Consider the following 19,757-nt stretch of genomic DNA (forward strand, 5'->3'; position numbering starts at 1 on the left):
TGCAGAGGCCCCCAACGGCTGCTTACTGCTTACCGCACAGCGGGACCAGCTTCTGCTCATCCTCGGAGAGGCTGGGGCCGGGTGTGGGAGTCGGTGCGGTCTTGGACTTGTTCTTGTCGGTCGTGCTGTTCTTGTCGTTCTTGCCGGTCGGGTCCGACGACGGGTTGGTGGTGGGGTCGTCGCCCGGGGCCTTGGTCACGCCGGTCGCGCCGCCCGCCTCGCCCTCGCCGGTCCGTGCGTTGTTCTCCCGCTCGGCCTGGCGGCGCTCGGCGTCCTTCTTGCACGCCGAGGCCTGGAGGCCCAGCTCCTGGATCTTGCTCTGGGCCTCGTCGAGGTTGCCCTCGGCGATGGTGGCCTCGACCTGCTTGCGCTGGTACGGCGGCAGGTACTTGAGTTCGATCTCGGGGTGGTCCTTCTCGACCTTCGACAGGCTGACCCAGGCCAGGTCCTGGTCGATGCCGCGGTAGAGCGCGATGTGCTTGTCCTTCGTGCCCACGTAGTACTGGGTCTGGGTCCAGCGGTAGCCGCCGTAGAGGCCGCCGCCGATCACCGCGAGCGCGAGCGCCGCGTAGAGGGATCTCTTGAGCCACTTGCGGTTGCTGCCGGGCTTCACGAAGTCTTCGTCGTCGTACGCCCCGAAGCTGCCCTCGGGGACGTACCCCGTGGTGTCGCCGCTGCCGGGCGGGCCGAAGCCGCCGCCCTGGCCGTGGGGCGTCTGCGGCGGCACCGGGCGGCCGAGGCCGGAGGCGCGGCCCGCGGGCGTCTGCATGGCGCCGTCGTCCTGCGCCTGGAGCTGGTTCTCGGCGACCGCGCCGACCACCACGGGGGTGTCGGAGAGCCGGCCGGCGAGGGTGTCGCCGCTGTCGATGTCCAGGACGTCGGCGACGATCACGGTGATGTTGTCGGGGCCGCCGCCGCGCAGCGCGAGCTGGATCAGCTCCTGCACGGTCTCCTGCGGGCCCTGGTAGGAGGCGAGGGTGTCCTCCATGGTCTGGTGCGAGACGACTCCGGAGAGGCCGTCCGAGCAGATCAAGTAGCGATCGCCGGCGCGGACCTCGCGGATGGAGAGGTCCGGCTCGACGTGGTCACCGCTGCCCAGCGCGCGCATCAGCAGGGAGCGCTGCGGGTGGGTGGTGGCCTCTTCCTCGGTGATGCGGCCCTCGTCGACGAGGCGCTGCACCCAGGTGTGGTCCTGCGTGATCTGCGTGAGGACGCCGTCCCGCAGGAGATACGCGCGCGAGTCGCCGACGTGTACGAGACCGAGGCGCTGGCCCGTCCACAGGAGGGCGGTCAGGGTCGTCCCCATGCCCTCGAGCTGGGGGTCCTCCTCGACCATCAGGCGCAGCTGGTCGTTGGCCCCCTGCACGGCGGTGCCGAGCGACGTCAGGATGTCCGAGCCGGGGACGTCGTCGTCGAGCGTGACGAGGGTCGAGATGACCTCGGAACTCGCCACCTCACCCGCGGCCTGGCCCCCCATGCCGTCGGCGATGGCGAGGAGACGGGGGCCGGCGTAACCGGAATCCTCGTTCCCCTCCCGGATCATGCCTTTGTGCGATCCGGCGGCGAAACGCAGAGAGAGACTCATGCGCACCTCGCCCGTCGGCTCCGGGTACATCCGCACGGTGCCCACCCTCCGGTCGGGAGCGCGCCGGCGTCCAGTGCCTGGACAGCCGCTTCGGCTCGCTCGCTCCGCTCGCGCTCTTTCATGACGTAGCACTACTTCCGCAGCTCGATGACGGTCTTGCCGATGCGGATCGCCGTGCCCAGCGGAATGGGCGTCGGGGTGGTGAGTCGGGTCCGGTCGAGATACGTGCCGTTGGTGGACCCGAGATCCTCGACGATCCACTGGCCGTCACGGTCCGGGTAGATCCTGGCATGCCTGCTGGAGGCGTAGTCGTCGTCCAGCACGATCGTCGAATCGTGCGCACGGCCCAGCGTGATGGTCTGGCCCTGCAGCGCGACCGTCGTCCCGGCGAGGATGCCCTCGGAGACGACCAGCTTGCTGGGAGCGCCGCGGCGCTGGCGGCCGCCGCCGCTCTGCTGCTGGCGCTGCGGCGGTGGTGTTGCGGCCTGCTGCGGTCGGGCGGCCTGTTGGGGCCGCTCGCGGCGCGAACCGCGCTGTGTGACGCGCGTTCCGAACAGGTCGCTGCGGATGACCTGGACGGCCACGATCACGAACAGCCACAGAACGGCTAGGAAACCTAGCCGCATGACCGTCAGGGTCAGCTCTGACATTGCCCCCGCTTCACCCTTCGGCTTGCCGGTAAACGATGGTGGTTTGGCCCACGACGATCCGCGAGCCGTCGCGGAGCGTAGCGCGGGTGGTGTGCTGCCCGTCTACCACGATGCCGTTGGTAGACCCGAGATCCTGGATCGTCGAGGGCGTTCCGGTCCGGATCTCACAGTGCCGGCGCGAGACGCCGGGGTCGTCGATCCGCACATCGGCGTCGGTGCTGCGTCCCAGCACCAGCGTCGGGCGGGAGATCTGATGGCGATTGCCGTTGATCTCGATCCAGCGCCGCACCTGGGCGCCCGGGAGCGATCCGGCGCCGGGACCCGAGGGTCTGGCGGCCGCCGGGGACTGACCGCCGGGGCGGGCCCCGCCGGGAGGTGGTGCCGCCGGCATGGGAGGTGCCCCGCCGGGAGCCGCTGAGGGCGGCTGCGGATAGCCATAGCCGCCGCCCGCGCCGCGGCCGGGGGCCGCGGGACCACTGGGGCCGCTGGGGCGGCCGCCACCGGGGCCACCGGCGCCAGGGCCCGCGGGGCCCGGCTCAGGAGACTGGGAGGTGCTGGAGGCGAGGGTGCGGCTGCGTACGCGATACAGGCCGGTGTCGAGATCCTCGGCCTTCTCCAGGTGGACCTTGATGGGGCCCATGAAGCTGTAGCGCTGCTGCTTGGCGTAGTCGCGCACCATGCCGGACAGCTCGTCGCCGAGCTGTCCGGAGTAGGGACTCAGGCGCTCGAAGTCGGGCGCGCTGAGCTCCACGATGAAGTCATTGGGGACGACCGTCCGCTCGCGGTTCCAGATCGTCGCGTTGTTGTCGCACTCCCGCTGGAGGGCGCCGGCGATCTCGACGGGCTGGACCTCGGACTTGAACACCTTGGCGAAGGTGCCGTTGACCAGACCTTCAAGTCGCTGTTCGAACTTCTTCAGGACTCCCATGGGGCACCTCCTCCGTCGTAGTCATCCTGGTACTGCTTACTGATCGTATCCACGCGCCGGGAAATCGGCTGGTTCCCCCTGTCTGCCCGGTCGACGAGTGTCGCCTCTCACAAGGCATGCCCGCGCCCGGCCTCCAGGGATCCTCCCAGGACCCCTGAGGAAGCCCTGATCTCCGGATCCGGAAACCCTTCCGGGCAGCTGCTGGGGGCGGCTGCTCGAGTCTCCTCTTACCAGGGATCGTAGAGGGGGCCCCAAGCCAGTGTCCCGCACCTGGCCCCGGAGCTCGCCGGGCTCGTCGGGCGCGGCCCGGCTCGTTCGGGGGGCGGATCCCTTGGCAGGTGCCCGCCGAATACGGATGTGAATCCACCCTCGCCAGCGTGCTAATCTTCTGGATGTCGGCAGGCGCTCGCACCACACAGTGAGAGACCCAAAGGCAACACCCATGCGCGGGTGGCGGAATAGGCAGACGCGCTGGATTCAGGTTCCAGTGCCCGAAAGGGCGTGGGGGTTCAACTCCCCCCTCGCGCACCATGAGGAAGCGGTCCTCCTCCGGATGAAAGTCCGGAGGAGGACCGCTTCTTTTTGTCGTCGTCCTCGGCTTTGTCGTCGTCCTCGGCGGGGCGGTGATGTATGTCACCGAAGTTATCCACAGGCTCTGACGGGAGTTGGCGCGCGGGGGTACTTTCGATGCCAGGTTCGGTGACGGTCGGCGGGGGCGATGGGCATGGCGGAGCTGGGGAAGGCGATTCCCGGACAGCGTGGGCGGCAGGGGCGGGCGGACGCGAGGCTGCCGGAGGTGCCGGGGTTCGCGGCGTGGCCGGCGCCCGCGCAGGGGTCGCCCAAGGGTGAGGGCAAGGCGCTGCGGAAGCGGGTCCCGCGCTCGGAGCACGCGCGGTTCGAGGTGGACGCGGGGCGCCCCGACGCCGTGACGGCCGTGGAGGCGTCGAACCGCAGCAGGCTCCCTGAGCTGACGCCGATCCGGGTCGGCAGGATGACGGCCTCTCCCTTCGCGTTCCTGCGGGGCTCCGCGGGACTCATGGCGTACGACCTCGCGCGCGCCCCGCTGACCGGCATCGGCGCGCAGATATGCGGTGACGCGCACGCGGCGAACTTCGGGCTCTACGCGGACGCGCGGGGTGGGCTCGTCATCGACCTCAACGACTTCGACGAGACGGTGTACGGACCCTGGGAGTGGGACCTCAAGCGCCTCGCCACCTCGCTGGTGCTCGCGGGGCGCGAGGCGGGCGCCGGTGAGGATGTGTGCGCGGAGGCGGCGCTGGACGCGGTGGGGGCCTATCGCCGCACCATGCGGCTGCTCGCGAAGCTGCCCGCCCTGGACGCGTGGAACGCCATCGCGGACGAGGAGTTGGTCTCGCACACGGACGCGCGCGACCTCCTCGGCACGCTGGAGCAGGTCTCCCAGAAGGCCCGGCAGAACACGAGCGCGCGGTTCGCCGCGAAGTCGACGGAGCCGGTCGAGGGGGAGGACGGTTCGGTGGGGCGGCGCTTCGTCGACGCCCCTCCCGTACTGCGGCGCGTACCGGACGCGGAGGCGGCCCAGGTGGCCGCTTCCCTGGAGGAGTATCTGGGGACGCTCGCCGAGGACCGGCTGCCGCTGATCGGGAGGTACGCGATCCAGGACGTGGCGTTCCGCGTCGTGGGCACGGGCAGCGTCGGCCTGCGGTCGTATGTGGTGCTGCTGCTCGACCACCGGGGCGAGCCGCTGATCCTCCAGGTCAAGGAGGCGCGGCCCTCCGCGCTGCTTCCGCATCTGCCCGAGGCGGGCTTCGAGGTGCCCGAGACCGGGCACGAGGGGCACCGGGTGGTGCTCGGCCAGAAGCGGATGCAGGTCGTCAGCGACTTCCTGCTGGGGTGGACGACGGTGGACGGTCTGCCTTTCCAGGTACGCCAGTTCAGGAACCGCAAGGGCAGCGTGGACCCGGCCGGGCTGACCGCCGACCAGCTCGACGACTACGGCCGCATGACCGGCGCCCTGCTGGCCCGCGCCCACGCACACAGCGCCGATCCGCGCCTCATAGCCGGGTACTGCGGCAAGGGTGATGCGCTGGACGCGGCGATCTCGCGCTTCGCGACGGCGTACGCGGACCGCACGGAGGAGGATCACGCGCTGCTGGTGCGGGCGGTCAAGGAGGGGCGGGTGGCGGCGGAGGTGGGGGTGTGAGGTTCGTGGGCGACCGGGGTTCCGGCCGGCTGTGGGCGGGCGGAGCGGCCGGGCTCCTGGGTGGCTGTCGGTGAGCGGAGCTGCCGGGCTTCTGGGGCGGGGGCCTCCGTGGCCTACGCTGGGCGGGTGACGATCCCGGAAGCCGAGCCACCGCAGCCCGAGACTCCTGAGACTCCCGGCGAGGAGTCGCGGCAGGCGGGCCCCGAAGGGCGGCTCAAGCACCAGCTCAAGGAGCGGCTCAGGGCGCGGTCCGAGGGGCGGCGCCAGGAGCGTGACGACGAGCGCGGCGGGCAGCCGGACGAGGGCCGGAGCGACGTGGGCGCGGGCGCGGTGCCTGAGCGGCCCGAGGAGCGCCTGGAGAGGGCCGTGCGCGCCGCCGAGCAGGCGCTGATCGAGTACGAGATCGCGTTGGAGACCTTCCGGGTGGAGGTCGAGAACTTCTCCCGCCTGCACCACCAGAAGCTCGGCCCGATGTACGCGCGCCTGGACGAACTGGACGCGCGGATCGCCGAGGCCACCGCGGCCCGCACAGGCGACCCCGAGGACCGGCGCAAGGCGGACGAGGCGCGGGCGCGGGTCATGCCGATGCCGGGCGTCGAGGAGCTGTTCCACGGCTGGATGGACGACGAGGGGCTCTACCCCGAGGCCGCCGCGATGCTGACCGATCAGTCGGTGCGGCCGCCGCAGCGTGTGCGCCCCGGCGAGGAGGCCCGCAAGCTCTACCGCGACCTGGTCCGCAAGGCGCATCCGGACCTGGCGCAGGAGGAGGGCGAGCGGCAGCGGCGCGAGGAGTTCATCACGCGCGTCAACGCGGCGTACGCCCGTGGCGACGAGGCGCTGCTGCGGGAGCTGTCCGAGGAGTGGGCCGCGGGACCCGTGCCCGAGGAGCAGCGGCTCACCCGCAGCGAGGAGCTGTACGCGCGGCTCGAATGGCTCGCCCAGCGCAAGGAACTCCTCTCCGTCCTCGCCAAGGAGCTGGAGGAGAGCGCGATCGGCGGCATGCTGCGCATCGCCCCGGACGACCCCGACACGCTCCTCGACGAGATCGCCGAGCAACTGCTCGCGCAGGTCGCCGAGCGCGAGGCCGAGCTGGAGCGGCTGACGGCGTAGCCGTGGCCGTGCAGGCCCGGCCTCGTGGTCCTGTCCGTGGGCCGTGGGACGTGGTCCGTCGGGTAGCGTCGGGGCATGGCTTTCGGATCTCAAGTGCCCACCGTCGGCGTCGACGACCTCACGAGCGGTGACTTTCTGCTGGACGTCCGGGAGGACGACGAATGGCAGGCGGGCCACGCCGCGGGCGCGCTGCACATCCCGGTGAGTGAATTCGTCGCCCGGTACGGCGAGTTGACTGAGGCCGCGCCGCAGGACGGCAAGGTCAACGTCATCTGCCGGTCCGGCGGGCGCTCCGCCCAGGTCGCCATGTACCTCGGGCAGCAGGGCATCGACGCGGTGAATGTCGCCGGCGGCATGGAGGCCTGGGAGGCCTCCGGGCGCCCGGTCGTCGACGACAAGGGACAGCCGGGCGCTGTCATCTGAGGTTCCTCGGAGTCATCTGCGGGTCCGCGGAGTCGTCTGCGGTTCCGCGGAGTCACCTGCGGTTCCTCGGATCCTCGCGGCTCCGCCGCTCTCAGCTGAGCGCGTGGGCGGCCAGTAGGTCGCCCAGTGCCTCCTCGTGCGCTGCGGACGGACCGAGGGACAGCTCCAGCTGCTTGGCCCAGGCGTGGTAGCGGTGCAGGGGGTAGTCGGTGTCGGCGCCGAAGCCTCCGTGCAGGTGCTGGGCCGTCTGCACGACCCTGCGTACGCCGTCCGACGCCCAGATCTTGGCGACCGCCACGTCTCCCGCCACCGGCAGCGCGCTCTCCGCCGTAGTGCTGATGCGCCAGGCGGCCTGCCAGAGGGTGACCTCCATCGCGCGCAGGTCGATGTAGCGGTCGGCGGCCTGCACCGCCACGGCCTGGAACGTGGCGACGGGGTGGCCGAACTGCTCGCGCTTGCTGGTGTATTCACCGGTCATCCGCAGGACGCCCTCGCCGAGACCCAGGGCCAGCGCGCAGGTGCCGGTGGCGAGCAGGTCGCGCAGGCGGTCCCAGGCGCCGTCGGCCTCGATGACATCGGCGTCGGCGACGCGCACGGCCTCCAGGTGCAGCTCGCCAAGGCGCTCGCCGCTTGTGGAGTACTGCTCGGCCAGGGTGAGGCCTTCGTGGACGCGGGGGACGAGGGCGAGGAGGGGGCGGCCCTCGGGGGTGTGGGCGGGCAGGACGACGAGGTCGGCGTTGTGCGCCCAGGGCACGGCCGTCTGGAGCCCGTCCAGGAGCCAGCCGTCGCCGTCGCGCCGGGCGGTGACGGCGAGTTCGGCCGGATCGTGGCCCGTGCGGCCGTTGGCGGCGACCGTCAGGACCAGCTCCCCCCGAGCGGCCCGCGGCAGGACCCGCTCCCTCAACTCGGCGCCGCCATGGGCCTGTACAACCCACGCGGCGGCGCTGCTCTCCAGGAGCGGCACCCGCGCGAGGACCTTCGCGGACTCGCGGAGCACCAGGCACAGGGCGATCGGATCGAGGCCCACACCGCCGTGCTCGGCGCCGATGAGCAGGCCGAGCAGGTCGGCATCGGCGAGCCGGGACCACAGGGCGCGGTCGAAGTCCTCGGCGACGGCACCGGGCGTGAGGGCGGGGCTCGGCACCTGGTCCGGCGCGACATCGGCGAAGAGTGCCTTCGCGGCCTCGACCACGGCCTGCTGTTCCTCGGTGAAGGTGAAGTCCACTGGCTGTCCTCCCGTGCACCGGTTCCGTACCTGACGGGGCGTCAAGATAGAACAGGTTCTAGCGGAAGGGAACAGGGGCGGCGCCTCAGCCTGACGCCACGGCGGCTACTCCTCGGCAGCTGCCTCTTGGCAGTGACTTCTCAGCAGCTACTCCTTGGCAGGGACTTCTGACAGCTCAGCTGATTCTTGGCCGTGCCCTCCTCGGCGGTTTGTCTCTCGGCGCCTCCCGGCGGATTCGCCTCTCAGCGGTCGAAGTCCAGCTCCACTGTGTCCGTCGTCGGGTGCGACTGGCAGGCCAGCACATATCCGGCCTCTGTCTCCTCCGGCTCCAGCGCGAAATTCCGGTCCATGCGGACCCCGCCCGAGACCCGGAAGGCGCGACAGGTCCCGCAGACCCCGCCCTTGCAGGCGTAGGGCGCGTCCGCGCGGTTGCGCAGCACTGTCTCCAGGAGGGACTCACCGTCGAGGACCGGCCAGGTGCCCGAGCGGCCGTCCAGGGTCACCGTCACCGTGCTGTGCGCGGGTGTGGCCGCCGGGGTCGCGGGCGCGGTGGCCAGGCCGCCGTCCACGTGGAAGATCTCCTCGTGGATGCGCCGACGGTCCACGCCGAGGGCGCGCAGGGTCCGCTCCGCGCCCTGCACCAGGCCGAACGGGCCGCACAGGAACCAGCCCGCGATCTCCGCCACGGGCAGCAGCGCCGGCAGAAGACGGGTGAGCCGCTCCTCGTCGAGCCGCCCGGAGTCGAGGCCTGCCTGTTGCTCCTCCCGGGAGAGGACGGTCACCAGCTGGAAGCGGTCCGGCCAGCGATCCTTGAGGTCGGCGACCTCCTCCAGGAACATCGTCGAGGCGGCGGTGCGATCGCTGCGTATCAGGCAGAAGTCGGCCCGCGGCTCGCGCTCCAGGAGTGTGGTGACGATGGAGAGCACCGGGGTGATCCCGCTGCCGCCGACCACTGCGGCATAGCGCCCCGGGGCCGGGTCCAGGGTGAAGCGTCCGGCCGGGGTCATCACCTCCAGCTCGTCGCCCACGTTCAGCTCCTTGAAGGCGTACGTCGAGAAGGCGCCGTCCTCCACGAGGCGCACCCCGACCCGCAGCGTCCGGGGCTCCCCGGGGGCGTCGGGGCGCGGGGCGGGGGAGCAGATCGAGTACGTCCGGCGGATCTCGGTGCCCTCGACGAAACGGCGGAGCGCGAGGTGCTGGCCGGGAGCGAAGCGGTACTCCTCGCGCAGCGCGGGCGGCACGTCGAAGGTCAGCGTCACGGAGTCGTCGGTGAGCCGGTCGACCGCCGCTACCCGGAGCGGGTGGAAGCGGGCCATCACAACTCCTTGAAGTGGTCGAAGGGTTCACGGCAGGCGGCGCAGCGGCGCAGCGCCTTGCACGCGGTGGAGGAGAAGCGGCTGAGCAGCTCCGTGTCGGTCGATCCGCAGTGCGGGCAGCGGATCGAGAGGCTCAACGGGATGGGGCCGTCCGCCGGGTGGGAGCGCGGGGGCGCTATGCCGAACTCGGCCAGCTTGCGGCGGCCCTCGGCGCTGATGTCATCCGTCGACCAGGCGGGGGAGAGCACCGTGCGCACAGATACCTCGGGGATGCCGCGGTCGTGCAGCACCTGCTCTATGTCGGATGTCATGGCCTCGATCGCCGGGCAGCCGGTGTACGTCGGGGTCAGCTCGACGTCGACCCTGCCGGGGGCGAGGACCCGCACGCCGCGCACGACGCCGAGGTCGGCCAGGGTCAGCACGGGCAGCTCGGGGTCCGGCACCGAGCCCGCGAGGGCCAGCAGCTCCGCCTCCAGCGCGGTGGGCGCGGTGGTCACCATGACGCCCCCGGGTGGCTGCGGTGCAGGTGCTGCATCTCGGCGAGCATCCGGCCGAACGGCTCGGTGTGCAGGCCCTGGCGTCCGGCGCCCGCCGTCCACGCGCCGCTCTGCGGTCCGTCGGGCACGCTCAGCGTGGCCCGCTCGATGACGGCCGTCACCGAGGCCGTCCAGCTCTCCCGCAGCGCCTCGAAGTCGACGTCGATGCCGTCCACCGGCTGGAACATCTCGCCGGTGAACCGCCAGAGCGCGTCCAGGCCGCGCCGCATCCGCTCGTGGCTCTCGGCCGTCCCGTCGCCGAGCCGCAGCGTCCACTGCTCGGCGTGGTCCTGGTGGTAGGTGACTTCTTTGACGGCCTTCGCGGCCAGGGGCGCCAACTCGCTCTCGCCGGACGCCAACTGGCCGTACAGCAGGGTTTGGTAGGTGGAGAAGTAGAGCTGGCGGGCGATGGTGTGGGCGAAGTCGCCGTTCGGCTGCTCGACCAGCTGGAGGTTGCGGAAGGCGCGCTCCTCGCGGAGGTACGCCAGCTCGTCCTCGTCACCGGCCAGGGAGAGCAGGACGCGGGCCTGGCCGAGCAGGTCGAGGGCGATGTTCGCCAGGGCGACCTCCTCTTCGAGGACGGGGGCGTGTCCCGCCCACTCCCCCAGGCGGTGCGAGAGCACCAGGGCGTCGTCGCCCAGGGCGAGCGCGGCCACGTTCGCGGGCAGCGCGCGGGCCGGGGCGGCGGCCTGGGCGGACGCGGCCGCGGAAGTGGGTGCCGGGGTGGGCGTGGGGGCCGCGGCGGGCGTGGGCGTGGCGGTCACAGGTGCTTCACCCCGTCCGGGATCTCGTAGAACGTCGGGTGGCGGTAGGGCTTGTCACCGGCCGGTTCGAAGAAGGAGTCCTTCTCGTCCGGCGAGGAGGCGGTGATCGCCGTGGAGGGCACGACCCAGAGGGAGACGCCCTCGCTCCTGCGGGTGTACAGATCGCGGGCGTTGCGCAGGGCCATCTCCGCGTCCGGGGCGTGCAGGCTGCCGGCGTGGGTGTGGGAGAGCCCGCGGCGGGAGCGGACGAAGACCTCCCACAGCGGCCAGTCGGTCGAGCTGCTCATGCTGTCGCCTTTCCGTGCTTCGCGGCGTAGGCGGCCGCGGCCTCCCGGACCCAGACGCCCTCCTCGTGGGCGCGCCTGCGCTGGGTGATGCGCTGGTCGTTGCAGGGGCCGTTCCCCTTGAGGACGGCCCAGAACTCGGTCCAGTCGATCGGGCCGAAGTCGTAGTGCCCCCGGGCCTCGTTCCACACCAGGTCCGGGTCGGGGAGGGTCAGGCCGAGCGACTCGGCCTGGGGGACGCAGATGTCCACGAAGCGCTGGCGCAACTCGTCGTTCGAATGGCGCTTGATCTTCCACGTCATCGACTGCTCCGAGTGCGAGGACTCGTCGTCGGGCGGGCCGAACATCATCAGCGAGGGCCACCACCAGCGGTTCACCGCGTCCTGCGCCATCTCGTGCTGGGCCTTGGTGCCGCGGCTGAGGGCGAGCAAGGACTCATACCCCTGGCGCTGGTGGAAGGACTCCTCCTTGCAGACGCGGACCATCGCGCGGGCGTAGGGACCATACGAACAGCGGCACAGGGGGACTTGGTTGGTGATCGCCGCGCCGTCCACGAGCCAGCCGATCGCGCCTACGTCCGCCCAGGTCAGCGTGGGGTAGTTGAAGATCGATGAGTACTTCTGGCGGCCCGAGTGCAGCTTGTCGAGCAGCTCCTCGCGGCTGGTTCCCAGGGTCTCGGCGGCGCTGTAGAGATACAGGCCGTGGCCGGCCTCGTCCTGGACCTTGGCCATCAGGATCGCCTTGCGCCGCAGGGAGGGGGCGCGCGTGATCCAGTTCGCCTCGGGCTGCATGCCGATGATCTCGGAGTGCGCGTGCTGCGCGATCTGGCGGACCAGGGTCGCGCGATAGGCGTCCGGCATCCAGTCGCGCGGCTCGATCCGCTCGTCGGCGGCGACCGCCTCGTCGAAGGCGGCCTGCTGCTCGGCCGTGCGCGCGGAGGAGGCCGCCGGGTGCGCGGCCTCGCCCGGCTCCGTCCCCGCCGCCGTGTGTGCGGCTGCTGTCGCCATCTCGGTCCCCCTCGACCTGAGCGACGAACCGACCGATCGTTCGGTTCGTTGGAATTCAATGGTGCGGCGCGCCGCCATAAGGTGTCAACCCTGTGGATAACTTCGCGAACGCTGTGCGCGGGGGGTCGGCCTGAGTACCGTTCCGGCGGCAGGGTTCGGCGTGGGAGCGGGGAACGGGAACGGGGCGGAATGGACGGGGACGGGTACGAGGAGGGCTCCGACAGGGGGCCCGCCGGTCCTGAGAGGCCGGTCGGCGGCCCGGAAACTGGTCCGGGAACCGGCCCGCGAGCCGTGCCGGAAGTCGGCCCGCAAGCCGTGCCGGGAGCCCGCGTGCAAGCCGTGCCTGAGGCCGCCGCTCCGGAAGCCGCGCCGGAATCCGCTCCGGAATCCGCGCCGGAGACCGACCGCGTCGGTATCGCCGGGCTCAAGCTCGGCTACCAGATCGCCGCGGCCTGCGCCCTCGCGCTCATCGCTGTGGCCGCGTGTGTCCACGTGGCGATGCTCTTCTTCCACGTCGCTCCCTCGAACACCCTGACCAAGCAGCACGGCGACGTGGTCGACGCGTGGGTCTACCCCGAGTTCGAGCAGAACTGGAAGCTCTTCGCCCCCAACCCACTCCAGCAGAACATCGCGGTGCAGGCCAGGGCGGAGCTTCGTACGGCGGGCGGAGGGGTGCGCACCACCGATTGGTACGACCTCTCCGCGCAGGACGGCGCCGCCATCGACGGCAGCCTGCTGCCCAGCCACACGCGGCAGAACGAACTGCGCCGCGCCTGGGACTTCTACGTGGGCTCGCACGACGCGCAGAATCGTCCCGTCGGCCTGCGGGGGCAGCTCTCCGAGCAGTACATCCGCCGCATCGCGTACATGCGGCTCGACCGGGAGCGGCCCGGCGGCAAGGGCGACACCATCGCGCGCGTGCAGCTGCGCTCCAGGACCACGAATGTACGGCCACCGAAGTGGAGCGAGGAGAAGGTCTCCCCGAAGCCGGTGTACCGGCTGCTCGCGTGGTGGACGGTGACCCCCGACGACCTGCCGCTCGCGGGCGCGGAAGGGACCGCCAGGTGACCCGTCACGAACTCCCGCTGGCACAGGGGCTCAGCAAGGTCACCGGGTTCGCCCTCGGCCCGTACCAGACCGCCGTGGTCCGTATCGGGTTCGCCGGCACCTGGCTCTTCTTCCTGCTGCGCGAACTCCCCCACCGCCATGAGATGTACGGTCCCGACGGCCCCTGGGACTGGGGCATGGCACGGCAGCTCATCTCGGGCAACGGCGCCTTCACCGCCCTGATGTGGTCGGACGGGCGGCTCTGGTTCGAGGTGGTCTACGCGCTGGCGATCCTCAGCAGCGCCCTGCTGATGCTCGGCTGGCATACGCGCGCGATGTCCGTGCTCTTCATGATCGGCGTGCTGTCGCTGCAGAACCGCAGCATCTTCATCGGCGACGGCGGCGACAACGTCATCCACCTGATGGCGACCTACCTGGTGCTCACCCGGTGCGCCCAGGTCTGGTCGCTCGACGCGCGGCGAGCGGCACGCGCGCGTGGGCAGGCCCTCGCCGACTCGGCGGCCGGTGCCGAGAGGGCGGGCAGTGCCGAGAGTGCGGGCAGGGTCGAGAGGGCGGACTCCGCCCGGAAGGCGGGCCGTGTCGACCCGGTGGGGCCCGTCTTGTGGTCGGTTCTCGGGATCGCCTTGTCCGTCGTGACCTTCATGGGGGAACTCAGCCGTGGATGGCTGCTGATCTTCTGGGGGCTGTGGCTGGTGCACGGCCTGTGGTGGGCCGTTGGGAGGCGCGCCCCGCACAGCGAGCTGCGCAAGCTGCTCGACGTCGTCGCCAACCTCGCCCACAACGCCGGCCTGCTCGTCATCATGGTCGAGGCCTGCCTGATCTACGCCACCGCGGGCTGGTACAAGATCCAGGGCAGTCGCTGGCAGGACGGCACGGCCGTCTACTACCCGCTGAACCTCGACTACTTCTCCCCGTGGCACACCCTCTCCGAACTGCTCTCGTCCAACGGCCTGATCCTGCTCCTCGTGACCTACGGGACGGTCGCCGTGCAGGTGGCCTTCCCCTTCACCCTCTTCAACCGCCGGGTGAAGAACGTCCTGCTCGCGGCGATGATCTTCGAGCACGCCGTCATCGCCGTCGTCCTGGGGCTGCCGTTCTTCTCGCTCGCGATGATCACGGCCGACGCGGTGTTCCTGCCGACGTCGTTCCTGCGGCGCCTTGGTGGAGGGGTGGCACGCGCGCGTGGAGCGTTGGTTTCCCGCGTGTGGCGGAGGCGGGCCGCGACCGCTGACCGGCGCCAGGACGAGGAGCCCGCCGAGCACGCGCGCGTAGGCTTCACTCCATGAACAGGACGGACGCGGAGGACCCCGACGGCGCCGTGCGCGCCTGGCGCGGGCTCGCCGACACAGCCGTGCTGCTCGACGGCTTCCACGCGATCAAGCACGCGCTGCGCTTCGGCGCGCGCGTGCCGGTCGCGCTGACCGGCGACCGGGCCGGTGTGCTGGCCCTCGCGGACGACCTCGCGCCGGATGTGAGGGACGCGCTGGACGCGCTCCTGGTGGAGATCCCCGAGGAGCGGCTGCGCGCGCTGGTGCCGCGCCTGCATCCCACCGCGACGGCCGCCCTGGCCCTGCGTCCCTCGCGCGCGGCCAACCTCGACGCGCTGGGCCGTATGCCGAGGACCGCGCCGGTCGTCGTGCTCGACGACCCCCGCAATCTCGGCAACGCGGGGGCGGTGATCCGGCTCGCCGCCGGATTCGGGGCAACCGGGGTCGTCACGACGGGGACGCTCGACCCCTGGCACCCCACGGTCGTACGCGGTGGTGCGGGTCTGCACTTCGCGACGGCCGTGGAGCGGATGGAGGTCGCCGAGCTGCCGCCCGGGCCGGTGTTCGCGCTCGACGCGGAGGGCGACGACATCCGGGGGCTGAAGCTCCCGGACGACGCCGTACTCGCCTTCGGGTCCGAGCGCAGCGGCCTGTCGGCGGGGCTGCGGGAGCGGGCGGACCACCTGGTGTCCCTGCCGATGCGCCCCCAGGTCTCCAGCTACAACCTGGCGACGAGCGTCGGCATGGCGCTCTTCCACTGGTCGGCGGGCAGGCCTCCGGCCCTGGAGACCTGAACCCGCCGGGGCACGCTCTTGGCGCGGGTCACGCGTCCTTGCGGATCTCCACCACACGGAAGCGGTTGGCGACGAACGCGCCGTCGCACAGCGCGGCGTTCGCCGCGGGGTTGCCGCCCGAGCCGTGGAAGTCCGAGAACGCCGCCGTCTGGTTCACATAGACCCCGCCCGTGAGGTTCAGGGACAGCTGCGCGCACTCCTCCAGGCAGGTCTCCTCGATGGCCGCGGAGAGCTCGTCCGACGTGGTGTACGCCCCTACGGTCATCGCTCCCTTGTCGCGCACCGTGCGACGCAGCAGCTCCACCGCGTCGGCCGCGGAGTCGACGGCGACCGCGAAGGAGACCGGTCCGAAGCACTCGCTCAGGTAGGCCGCCTCGGCGTCCGGCTTCGCGCCGTCCAGCTTGACGATCACCGGGGTGCGCACGACGGCGTCCGGGAAGTCGGGGTTGGTGATCTCCCTTGAGGGGAGGGCCACTTCACCGAGGCCGGCGGCCGACTCCAGACGGGTCTTCACGTCCGGGTTGACCAGCGCGCCCAGGATGCCGTTCGCCCGGGCGTCGTCGCCCAGGAGGCCGTTCACTGAGGCCGCCAGGTCGGCCACCACGTCGTCGTACGACTTCGCTCCGGCGTCCGTCTCGATGCCGTCGCGCGGGATGAGGAGGTTCTGCGGGGTGGTGCACATCTGGCCGCTGTAGAGGGACAGGGAGAAGGCGAGGTTGGCCAGCATTCCCTTGTAGTTGTCCGTCGAGTCGACGACGACCGTGTTGACACCGGCCTTCTCCGTGTAGACCTGCGCCTGGCGGGCGTTGGCCTCCAGCCAGTCGCCGAAGGACGTCGACCCCGTGTAGTCGATGATCTTGATCTCGGGGCGTACGGCGAGGGTCTTGGCGATGCCTTCGCCGGGCCGCTCGGCGGCCAGCGCGACCAGGTTCGGGTCGAAGCCCGCCTCCGCGAGGACCTCACGGGCGATCCGCACCGTGAGCGCGAGCGGCAGCACCGCGCGCGGGTGGGGCTTGACCAGGACGGGGTTGCCGGTCGCGAGCGAGGCGAAGAGCCCGGGGTAGCCGTTCCACGTCGGGAAGGTGTTGCAGCCGATCAGGAGCGAGAGGCCGCGCGCCACGGGCGTGAACCGCTTGTTCATGGCGAGGGGGTCGCGCTTGCCCTGGGGCTTGTGCCACTCGGCGGTGTCGGGGGTGCGGGCCTGCTCCACATAGGCATACGCGATCGCTTCCAGGCCGCGGTCCTGGGCGTGCGGGCCGCCCGCCTGGAAGGCCATCATGAAGGCCTGGCCGCTGGTGTGCATGACCGCGTGCGCCAACTCGTGCGTGCGGGCGCTGACCCGGGCCAGGATCTCCAGGCAGACCATCGCGCGCGTCTCCGCGCCCGCCTCGCGCCAGGCGCGCATTCCGGCGCGCATGGCCGGCAGCAGCGTGTCGATGTCCGGGTGGGGATACGTGATCCCCAGCTCCGGGCCGTACGGAGAGACCTCGCCGCCGACCCAGTCGTCCGTGCCGGGCTGGTCGAGGTCGAAGCGGGTGCCCTGGAGGGCGTCGAAAGCGGCCTTGCCCTCGGGCAGGCTCAGGCTGCCGTCCGCCCCGTACGCCTTGGGGTGTTCGGGGTGCGGCGACCAGTACGCGCGCGTGCGGATGGTCTCCAGCGCCTGATCGAGGGTGGGCCGGTGCTTGGCGATCAGCTGGTGCGCGGTGAGTTCGGCGGCCATGACAGGACCAACTCCTCGTCGGTCAGCTCTCCATCGAGCTGGCGAGTGGGCGGGAACAGTGGGCGGGGACTGGCTGACAGAGCTAGAGTAACCGAACGATCGGTCGGGACAAGAGGGTCCGCCAAACCTGTGGACAACTTCTCCGCGGCCACCCCGAAACCGCCGGCCGGCGGACCGTGCGGGAGGATCGCGAACATGACAGCACTCGAGCTCAGCAGCGCCGTTGCCGTGGTGGGCACCGGAACCATGGGTCAGGGCATCGCACAGGTCGCCCTGATGGCCGGCCACCCCGTGCGGCTGTACGACGCGGCCCCCGGCCGGGCGAAGGCGGCGGCCGACGCGATCGGCGCCCGGCTCGACCGGCTCGTGGAGAAGGGCAGGCTCACCCCCGACGACCGCACCGCCGCGGCCGCACGGCTCGCGCCCGCCGAGAGCCTCGCGGAGCTGGCGGGCTGCGGCCTCGTCATCGAGGCGGTGCTGGAACAACTGGACGTCAAGCAGAGCCTGTTCCAGGAGCTGGAGGACATCGTCGGCGGAGACTGCCTGCTGGCCACCAACACCTCCTCCCTCTCCGTCACCGCCATCGCGGGCGCCCTGAGCAACCCGGGCCGCTTCGTGGGCCTGCACTTCTTCAACCCCGCGCCGCTGCTCCCCCTCGTCGAGGTCGTCAGCGGCTCCGCGACCGACGAGATGGCGGCCACGCGCGCGTACGAGACCGCCGAGGCGTGGGGCAAGACGCCGGTGCGCTGCGCGGACACCCCCGGCTTCATCGTCAACCGCGTCGCCAGGCCCTTCTACGCCGAGGCGCTGCGCCTCCACGAGGAGCGGGTCGCCGACCCCGCCACGATCGACGCGGTCCTGCGTGAGTGCGGCGGGTTCAAGATGGGCCCCTTCGAGCTCACCGACCTCATCGGCCAGGACGTCAACGAAGCCGTCACGCGCTCCGTGTGGGAGTCGTTCTTCCAGGACCCCAAGTTCACCCCCTCGCTCGCCCAGCGCCGGCTCGTCGAGTCACGGCGCCTCGGCCGGAAGTCGGGCCAGGGGTGGTACGCGTACGGCGACGACGCCCCCCGCCCGGAACCGCACACCGCCGGGCCCGAGACGGCGCCCGAAACGGTCACCCTCCACGGTGAACTCTTCGCCGCGGACGCCCTGATCGGCCTCATGCGGGACGCCGGAATCCGGGTCGAGCAGGGCACGGACGTGCCGAGCTACCCCGGCTCCCTCGAACTGCCCGGTGGCGCGCGGCTCGAACTGGCCGACGGGATGTCCCCCGACGCCGCGGCGGAGCCCACCATCCACTTCGACCTCGCCCTGGACTACCGCACCGCCACCCGCATCGCCCTCGCCCCCTCCAGCCGGGTGGGCGAGCAGGCCCTGAAGGAGGCGATCGGCCTCTTCCAGGCGCTCGGCAAGAAGGTCAGCGTCATCGGACCCGCTCCGGGGATGATCGTGGCCCGCACGGTGTGGATGCTCGTCGACTTCGCCCTGGACGCCGTAGGCCGCGAGGCGGCGGACGCCGAGGACATCGACACCGCCATGCGCCTGGGCGTCAACTACCCGCTCGGACCGATCGAATGGGGCCGCCGCCTCACCACGTACCGCGTGGTCGAGGCGCTGGACCTGCTGAACGGCGAGTACCCCACCGGGCGTTACGCGCCCTCCCAGGCCCTGCGGCGCCAGGCCGTGCGAGAGGAGTACTCATGACCACCGCCCGGCGGGACACGTACACCCCGGAGACGCTGCTCAGCGTCGCCGTCCGGGTTTTCAACGAGCGCGGCTACGACGGCACGTCCATGGAGCACCTCTCCAAGGCGGCCGGTATCTCCAAGTCCTCGATCTACCACCATGTGGCGGGCAAGGAGGAGCTGCTGCGCCGCGCGGTGAGCCGGGCCATCGACGGGCTCTTCGGGATTCTCGCCGAGGACCACGCGCGCGTGGGCAGCGCCGTCGAGCGCCTGGAGTACGTCACGCGGCGCACCGTGGAGGTCCTCGTCGCCGAGCTGCCCTATGTGACGCTGCTGCTGCGCGTGCGCGGCAACACGGGCACCGAGCGGTGGGCCCTGGAGCGGCGCAGGGAGTTCGACCAGCAGGTGGCCGAGCTGCTGAAGGAAGCCGTCGCGGACGGTGACCTGCGCTCCGACGTCGAGCTGCGCCTGGCCACCCGGCTGCTCTTCGGAATGATCAACTCCATCGTGGAGTGGTACCGGCCGGAGAGCCGGGGGGCGGCCAACGGCGCGGAGATCGCCGACGCCGTGGTGAAGCTGGCCTTCGCGGGGCTGCGCACCGACCGCTGAGCCCGCCGGGCGGCTCCCGTCAGCTCTCCGGCTCGGCGCTCCCGGCGCTCCCGGCGCTCTCGCCGGTGGTGTCGGCGTTGTTCAGGTCCTCCTCCTCGAAGACCAGCAACGTACGCGTGCTGAGGACCTCGGGAATGGACTGCAGCCGGGTGAGGACCAGCTCGCGCAGGGCGCGGTTGTCCGGCGTGTGCACCAGGAGAAGTACGTCGAAGTCGCCGCTGACCAGCGCGATATGGGACGCACCGGGGAGTGCGCGCAGATGCTCGCGCACCGTACGCCAGGTGTTCTGGACGATCTTGAGCGTGATGTAGGCGGACGCGCCCTGCCCGGCGCGCTCGTGGTTGATGCGCGCCCCGAAGCCCCGGATGACGCCGTCGTCGATGAGGCGGTTGATGCGCGCGTACGCGTTGGCGCGGGACACATGGACGCGTTCGGCCACGGCACGTATCGACGCGCGACCGTCCGTGTGCAGGATCTGGAGGATGTCGCGGTCGATGGCGTCCACCGGCCGGGGATCCGGCAGCCGGGGTTCCGGTACTCGGGGCTCCGGGTGGCCGCCGGCGTGCTGGTCGGCCATTCGTTCAGATGCCATGTCCCCCC

General features: G+C 71.5%; 19 protein-coding genes and 1 tRNA gene. 9 read left to right on the forward strand and 11 right to left on the reverse strand.

Translation table 11 applies throughout. The features are described from left to right. Positions 1–22: 22 nt before the first annotated feature. The 3 genes from DMA15_RS18890 to DMA15_RS18900 all read right to left on the reverse strand — a co-directional run bounded on the left by DMA15_RS18890 (position 23) and on the right by DMA15_RS18900 (position 3,163). The gene (locus tag DMA15_RS18890) at positions 23–1,585 is read right to left on the reverse strand and encodes a Stp1/IreP family PP2C-type Ser/Thr phosphatase (protein ID WP_206302763.1); all 1,563 of its coding nucleotides are present in this window, start codon (positions 1,583–1,585) and stop codon (positions 23–25) included. Between the two features lie 131 nt (positions 1,586–1,716). After that, positions 1,717–2,235: an FHA domain-containing protein gene (locus DMA15_RS18895; protein WP_125513980.1), complete on the reverse strand. Its 519-nt coding sequence runs from the start codon at positions 2,233–2,235 to the stop codon at positions 1,717–1,719. Between the two features lie 10 nt (positions 2,236–2,245). Then, on the reverse strand, positions 2,246–3,163 hold the full coding sequence (locus DMA15_RS18900; protein WP_125513981.1) for a DUF3662 and FHA domain-containing protein: 918 nt from the start codon (positions 3,161–3,163) through the stop codon (positions 2,246–2,248). A gap of 444 nt (positions 3,164–3,607) precedes the next feature. On the opposite strand from DMA15_RS18900, the gene DMA15_RS18905 reads away from it, so the two are divergent. The 4 genes from DMA15_RS18905 (at position 3,608) to DMA15_RS18920 (ending at position 6,878) form a co-directional block, all read left to right on the forward strand. Continuing rightward, positions 3,608–3,694 (forward strand) — tRNA-Leu (locus tag DMA15_RS18905). Positions 3,695–3,887: 193 nt separating this feature from the next. Then, positions 3,888–5,345, forward strand: a complete 1,458-nt coding sequence (locus DMA15_RS18910; protein ID WP_164551787.1) for a DUF2252 domain-containing protein — start codon at positions 3,888–3,890, stop codon at positions 5,343–5,345. A gap of 315 nt (positions 5,346–5,660) precedes the next feature. Then, complete coding sequence (locus tag DMA15_RS18915; RefSeq protein ID WP_240660231.1) at positions 5,661–6,455, forward strand: hypothetical protein; 795 nt, start codon at positions 5,661–5,663, stop codon at positions 6,453–6,455. A gap of 93 nt (positions 6,456–6,548) precedes the next feature. Then, positions 6,549–6,878, forward strand: coding sequence for a rhodanese-like domain-containing protein (locus tag DMA15_RS18920; protein ID WP_125517869.1), 330 nt, complete (start codon positions 6,549–6,551; stop codon positions 6,876–6,878). 91 nt (positions 6,879–6,969) lie between these two features. Here the strand turns inward: DMA15_RS18920 and DMA15_RS18925 are convergent, their stop codons facing one another. The 6 genes from DMA15_RS18925 to paaA form a co-directional block, all read right to left on the reverse strand. Then, the gene (locus DMA15_RS18925; RefSeq protein WP_125513984.1) at positions 6,970–8,103 is read right to left on the reverse strand and encodes an acyl-CoA dehydrogenase family protein; all 1,134 of its coding nucleotides are present in this window, start codon (positions 8,101–8,103) and stop codon (positions 6,970–6,972) included. A 242-nt stretch (positions 8,104–8,345) separates the two neighbouring features. After that, on the reverse strand, positions 8,346–9,419 hold the full coding sequence (locus tag DMA15_RS18930) for a 2Fe-2S iron-sulfur cluster-binding protein (RefSeq protein ID WP_125513985.1): 1,074 nt from the start codon (positions 9,417–9,419) through the stop codon (positions 8,346–8,348). After that, positions 9,419–9,919 (reverse strand): 1,2-phenylacetyl-CoA epoxidase subunit PaaD, encoded by a 501-nt coding sequence (gene paaD / locus DMA15_RS18935; protein WP_125513986.1) that lies wholly within the window; start codon positions 9,917–9,919, stop codon positions 9,419–9,421. The genes DMA15_RS18930 and paaD overlap by 1 nt, the downstream gene beginning before the upstream one ends. Beyond that, positions 9,913–10,623, reverse strand: a complete 711-nt coding sequence (gene paaC, locus DMA15_RS18940; RefSeq protein WP_125517870.1) for a 1,2-phenylacetyl-CoA epoxidase subunit PaaC — start codon at positions 10,621–10,623, stop codon at positions 9,913–9,915. The genes paaD and paaC overlap by 7 nt, the downstream gene beginning before the upstream one ends. A gap of 92 nt (positions 10,624–10,715) precedes the next feature. Continuing rightward, positions 10,716–11,006, reverse strand: coding sequence for a 1,2-phenylacetyl-CoA epoxidase subunit PaaB (paaB, locus tag DMA15_RS18945; RefSeq protein WP_014155261.1), 291 nt, complete (start codon positions 11,004–11,006; stop codon positions 10,716–10,718). Beyond that, a complete protein-coding gene (gene paaA / locus DMA15_RS18950) occupies positions 11,003–12,010 on the reverse strand; it encodes a 1,2-phenylacetyl-CoA epoxidase subunit PaaA (RefSeq protein ID WP_125513987.1) in 1,008 nt (335 codons plus the stop codon). The genes paaB and paaA overlap by 4 nt, the downstream gene beginning before the upstream one ends. Before the next feature lie 189 nt (positions 12,011–12,199). Between paaA and DMA15_RS18955 the strand changes: the two genes are divergently transcribed. From DMA15_RS18955 to DMA15_RS18965, 3 genes are read left to right on the forward strand one after another with little or no spacing between them, the layout of a single operon-like run. Then, entirely contained in the window at positions 12,200–13,078 is an 879-nt protein-coding gene (locus DMA15_RS18955) for a DUF5819 family protein (protein WP_125513988.1), read from the forward strand. Next, positions 13,075–14,364: an HTTM domain-containing protein gene (locus DMA15_RS18960; protein ID WP_125513989.1), complete on the forward strand. Its 1,290-nt coding sequence runs from the start codon at positions 13,075–13,077 to the stop codon at positions 14,362–14,364. The genes DMA15_RS18955 and DMA15_RS18960 overlap by 4 nt, the downstream gene beginning before the upstream one ends. Beyond that, positions 14,361–15,140, forward strand: coding sequence for a TrmH family RNA methyltransferase (locus DMA15_RS18965; RefSeq protein WP_125513990.1), 780 nt, complete (start codon positions 14,361–14,363; stop codon positions 15,138–15,140). Before DMA15_RS18960 ends, DMA15_RS18965 begins: the two co-directional genes overlap by 4 nt. A gap of 28 nt (positions 15,141–15,168) precedes the next feature. On the opposite strand, the gene paaN is transcribed toward DMA15_RS18965, so the two are convergent. Next, positions 15,169–16,860: a phenylacetic acid degradation protein PaaN gene (paaN, locus tag DMA15_RS18970; protein ID WP_125513991.1), complete on the reverse strand. Its 1,692-nt coding sequence runs from the start codon at positions 16,858–16,860 to the stop codon at positions 15,169–15,171. Positions 16,861–17,055: 195 nt separating this feature from the next. On the opposite strand from paaN, the gene DMA15_RS18975 reads away from it, so the two are divergent. Both DMA15_RS18975 and DMA15_RS18980 read left to right on the forward strand, forming a co-directional pair. Then, on the forward strand, positions 17,056–18,567 hold the full coding sequence (locus DMA15_RS18975) for a 3-hydroxyacyl-CoA dehydrogenase (RefSeq protein ID WP_125513992.1): 1,512 nt from the start codon (positions 17,056–17,058) through the stop codon (positions 18,565–18,567). Next, complete coding sequence (locus DMA15_RS18980; RefSeq protein ID WP_125513993.1) at positions 18,564–19,157, forward strand: TetR/AcrR family transcriptional regulator; 594 nt, start codon at positions 18,564–18,566, stop codon at positions 19,155–19,157. Before DMA15_RS18975 ends, DMA15_RS18980 begins: the two co-directional genes overlap by 4 nt. A 19-nt stretch (positions 19,158–19,176) precedes the next feature. Here the strand turns inward: DMA15_RS18980 and DMA15_RS18985 are convergent, their stop codons facing one another. Next, positions 19,177–19,749 (reverse strand): Lrp/AsnC family transcriptional regulator, encoded by a 573-nt coding sequence (locus DMA15_RS18985; protein ID WP_240659852.1) that lies wholly within the window; start codon positions 19,747–19,749, stop codon positions 19,177–19,179. Between the last annotated feature and the right edge of the window lie 8 nt (positions 19,750–19,757).

Origin of the sequence: Streptomyces sp. WAC 01529 (genome assembly GCF_003945545.1) — a bacterium.
GTDB lineage: Bacteria > Actinomycetota > Actinomycetes > Streptomycetales > Streptomycetaceae > Streptomyces > Streptomyces anatolicus.

Excerpts from the sequence above, each read along its gene's own strand:
- DMA15_RS18890 (WP_206302763.1), bottom strand. The coding sequence starts at position 1,585 with ATGAGTCTCTCTCTGCGTTTCGCCGCCGGATCGCACAAAGGCATGATC.
- DMA15_RS18895 (WP_125513980.1), bottom strand. The coding sequence starts at position 2,235 with ATGTCAGAGCTGACCCTGACGGTCATGCGGCTAGGTTTCCTAGCCGTT.
- DMA15_RS18900 (WP_125513981.1), bottom strand. The coding sequence starts at position 3,163 with ATGGGAGTCCTGAAGAAGTTCGAACAGCGACTTGAAGGTCTGGTCAAC.
- DMA15_RS18910 (WP_164551787.1), top strand. The coding sequence starts at position 3,888 with ATGGCGGAGCTGGGGAAGGCGATTCCCGGACAGCGTGGGCGGCAGGGG.
- DMA15_RS18930 (WP_125513985.1), bottom strand. The coding sequence starts at position 9,419 with ATGGCCCGCTTCCACCCGCTCCGGGTAGCGGCGGTCGACCGGCTCACC.
- paaD (WP_125513986.1), bottom strand. The coding sequence starts at position 9,919 with ATGGTGACCACCGCGCCCACCGCGCTGGAGGCGGAGCTGCTGGCCCTC.
- paaB (WP_014155261.1), bottom strand. The coding sequence starts at position 11,006 with ATGAGCAGCTCGACCGACTGGCCGCTGTGGGAGGTCTTCGTCCGCTCC.
- paaA (WP_125513987.1), bottom strand. The coding sequence starts at position 12,010 with ATGGCGACAGCAGCCGCACACACGGCGGCGGGGACGGAGCCGGGCGAG.
- DMA15_RS18955 (WP_125513988.1), top strand. The coding sequence starts at position 12,200 with ATGGACGGGGACGGGTACGAGGAGGGCTCCGACAGGGGGCCCGCCGGT.
- DMA15_RS18965 (WP_125513990.1), top strand. The coding sequence starts at position 14,361 with ATGAACAGGACGGACGCGGAGGACCCCGACGGCGCCGTGCGCGCCTGG.
- paaN (WP_125513991.1), bottom strand. The coding sequence starts at position 16,860 with ATGGCCGCCGAACTCACCGCGCACCAGCTGATCGCCAAGCACCGGCCC.
- DMA15_RS18975 (WP_125513992.1), top strand. The coding sequence starts at position 17,056 with ATGACAGCACTCGAGCTCAGCAGCGCCGTTGCCGTGGTGGGCACCGGA.
- DMA15_RS18980 (WP_125513993.1), top strand. The coding sequence starts at position 18,564 with ATGACCACCGCCCGGCGGGACACGTACACCCCGGAGACGCTGCTCAGC.
- DMA15_RS18985 (WP_240659852.1), bottom strand. The coding sequence starts at position 19,749 with ATGGCATCTGAACGAATGGCCGACCAGCACGCCGGCGGCCACCCGGAG.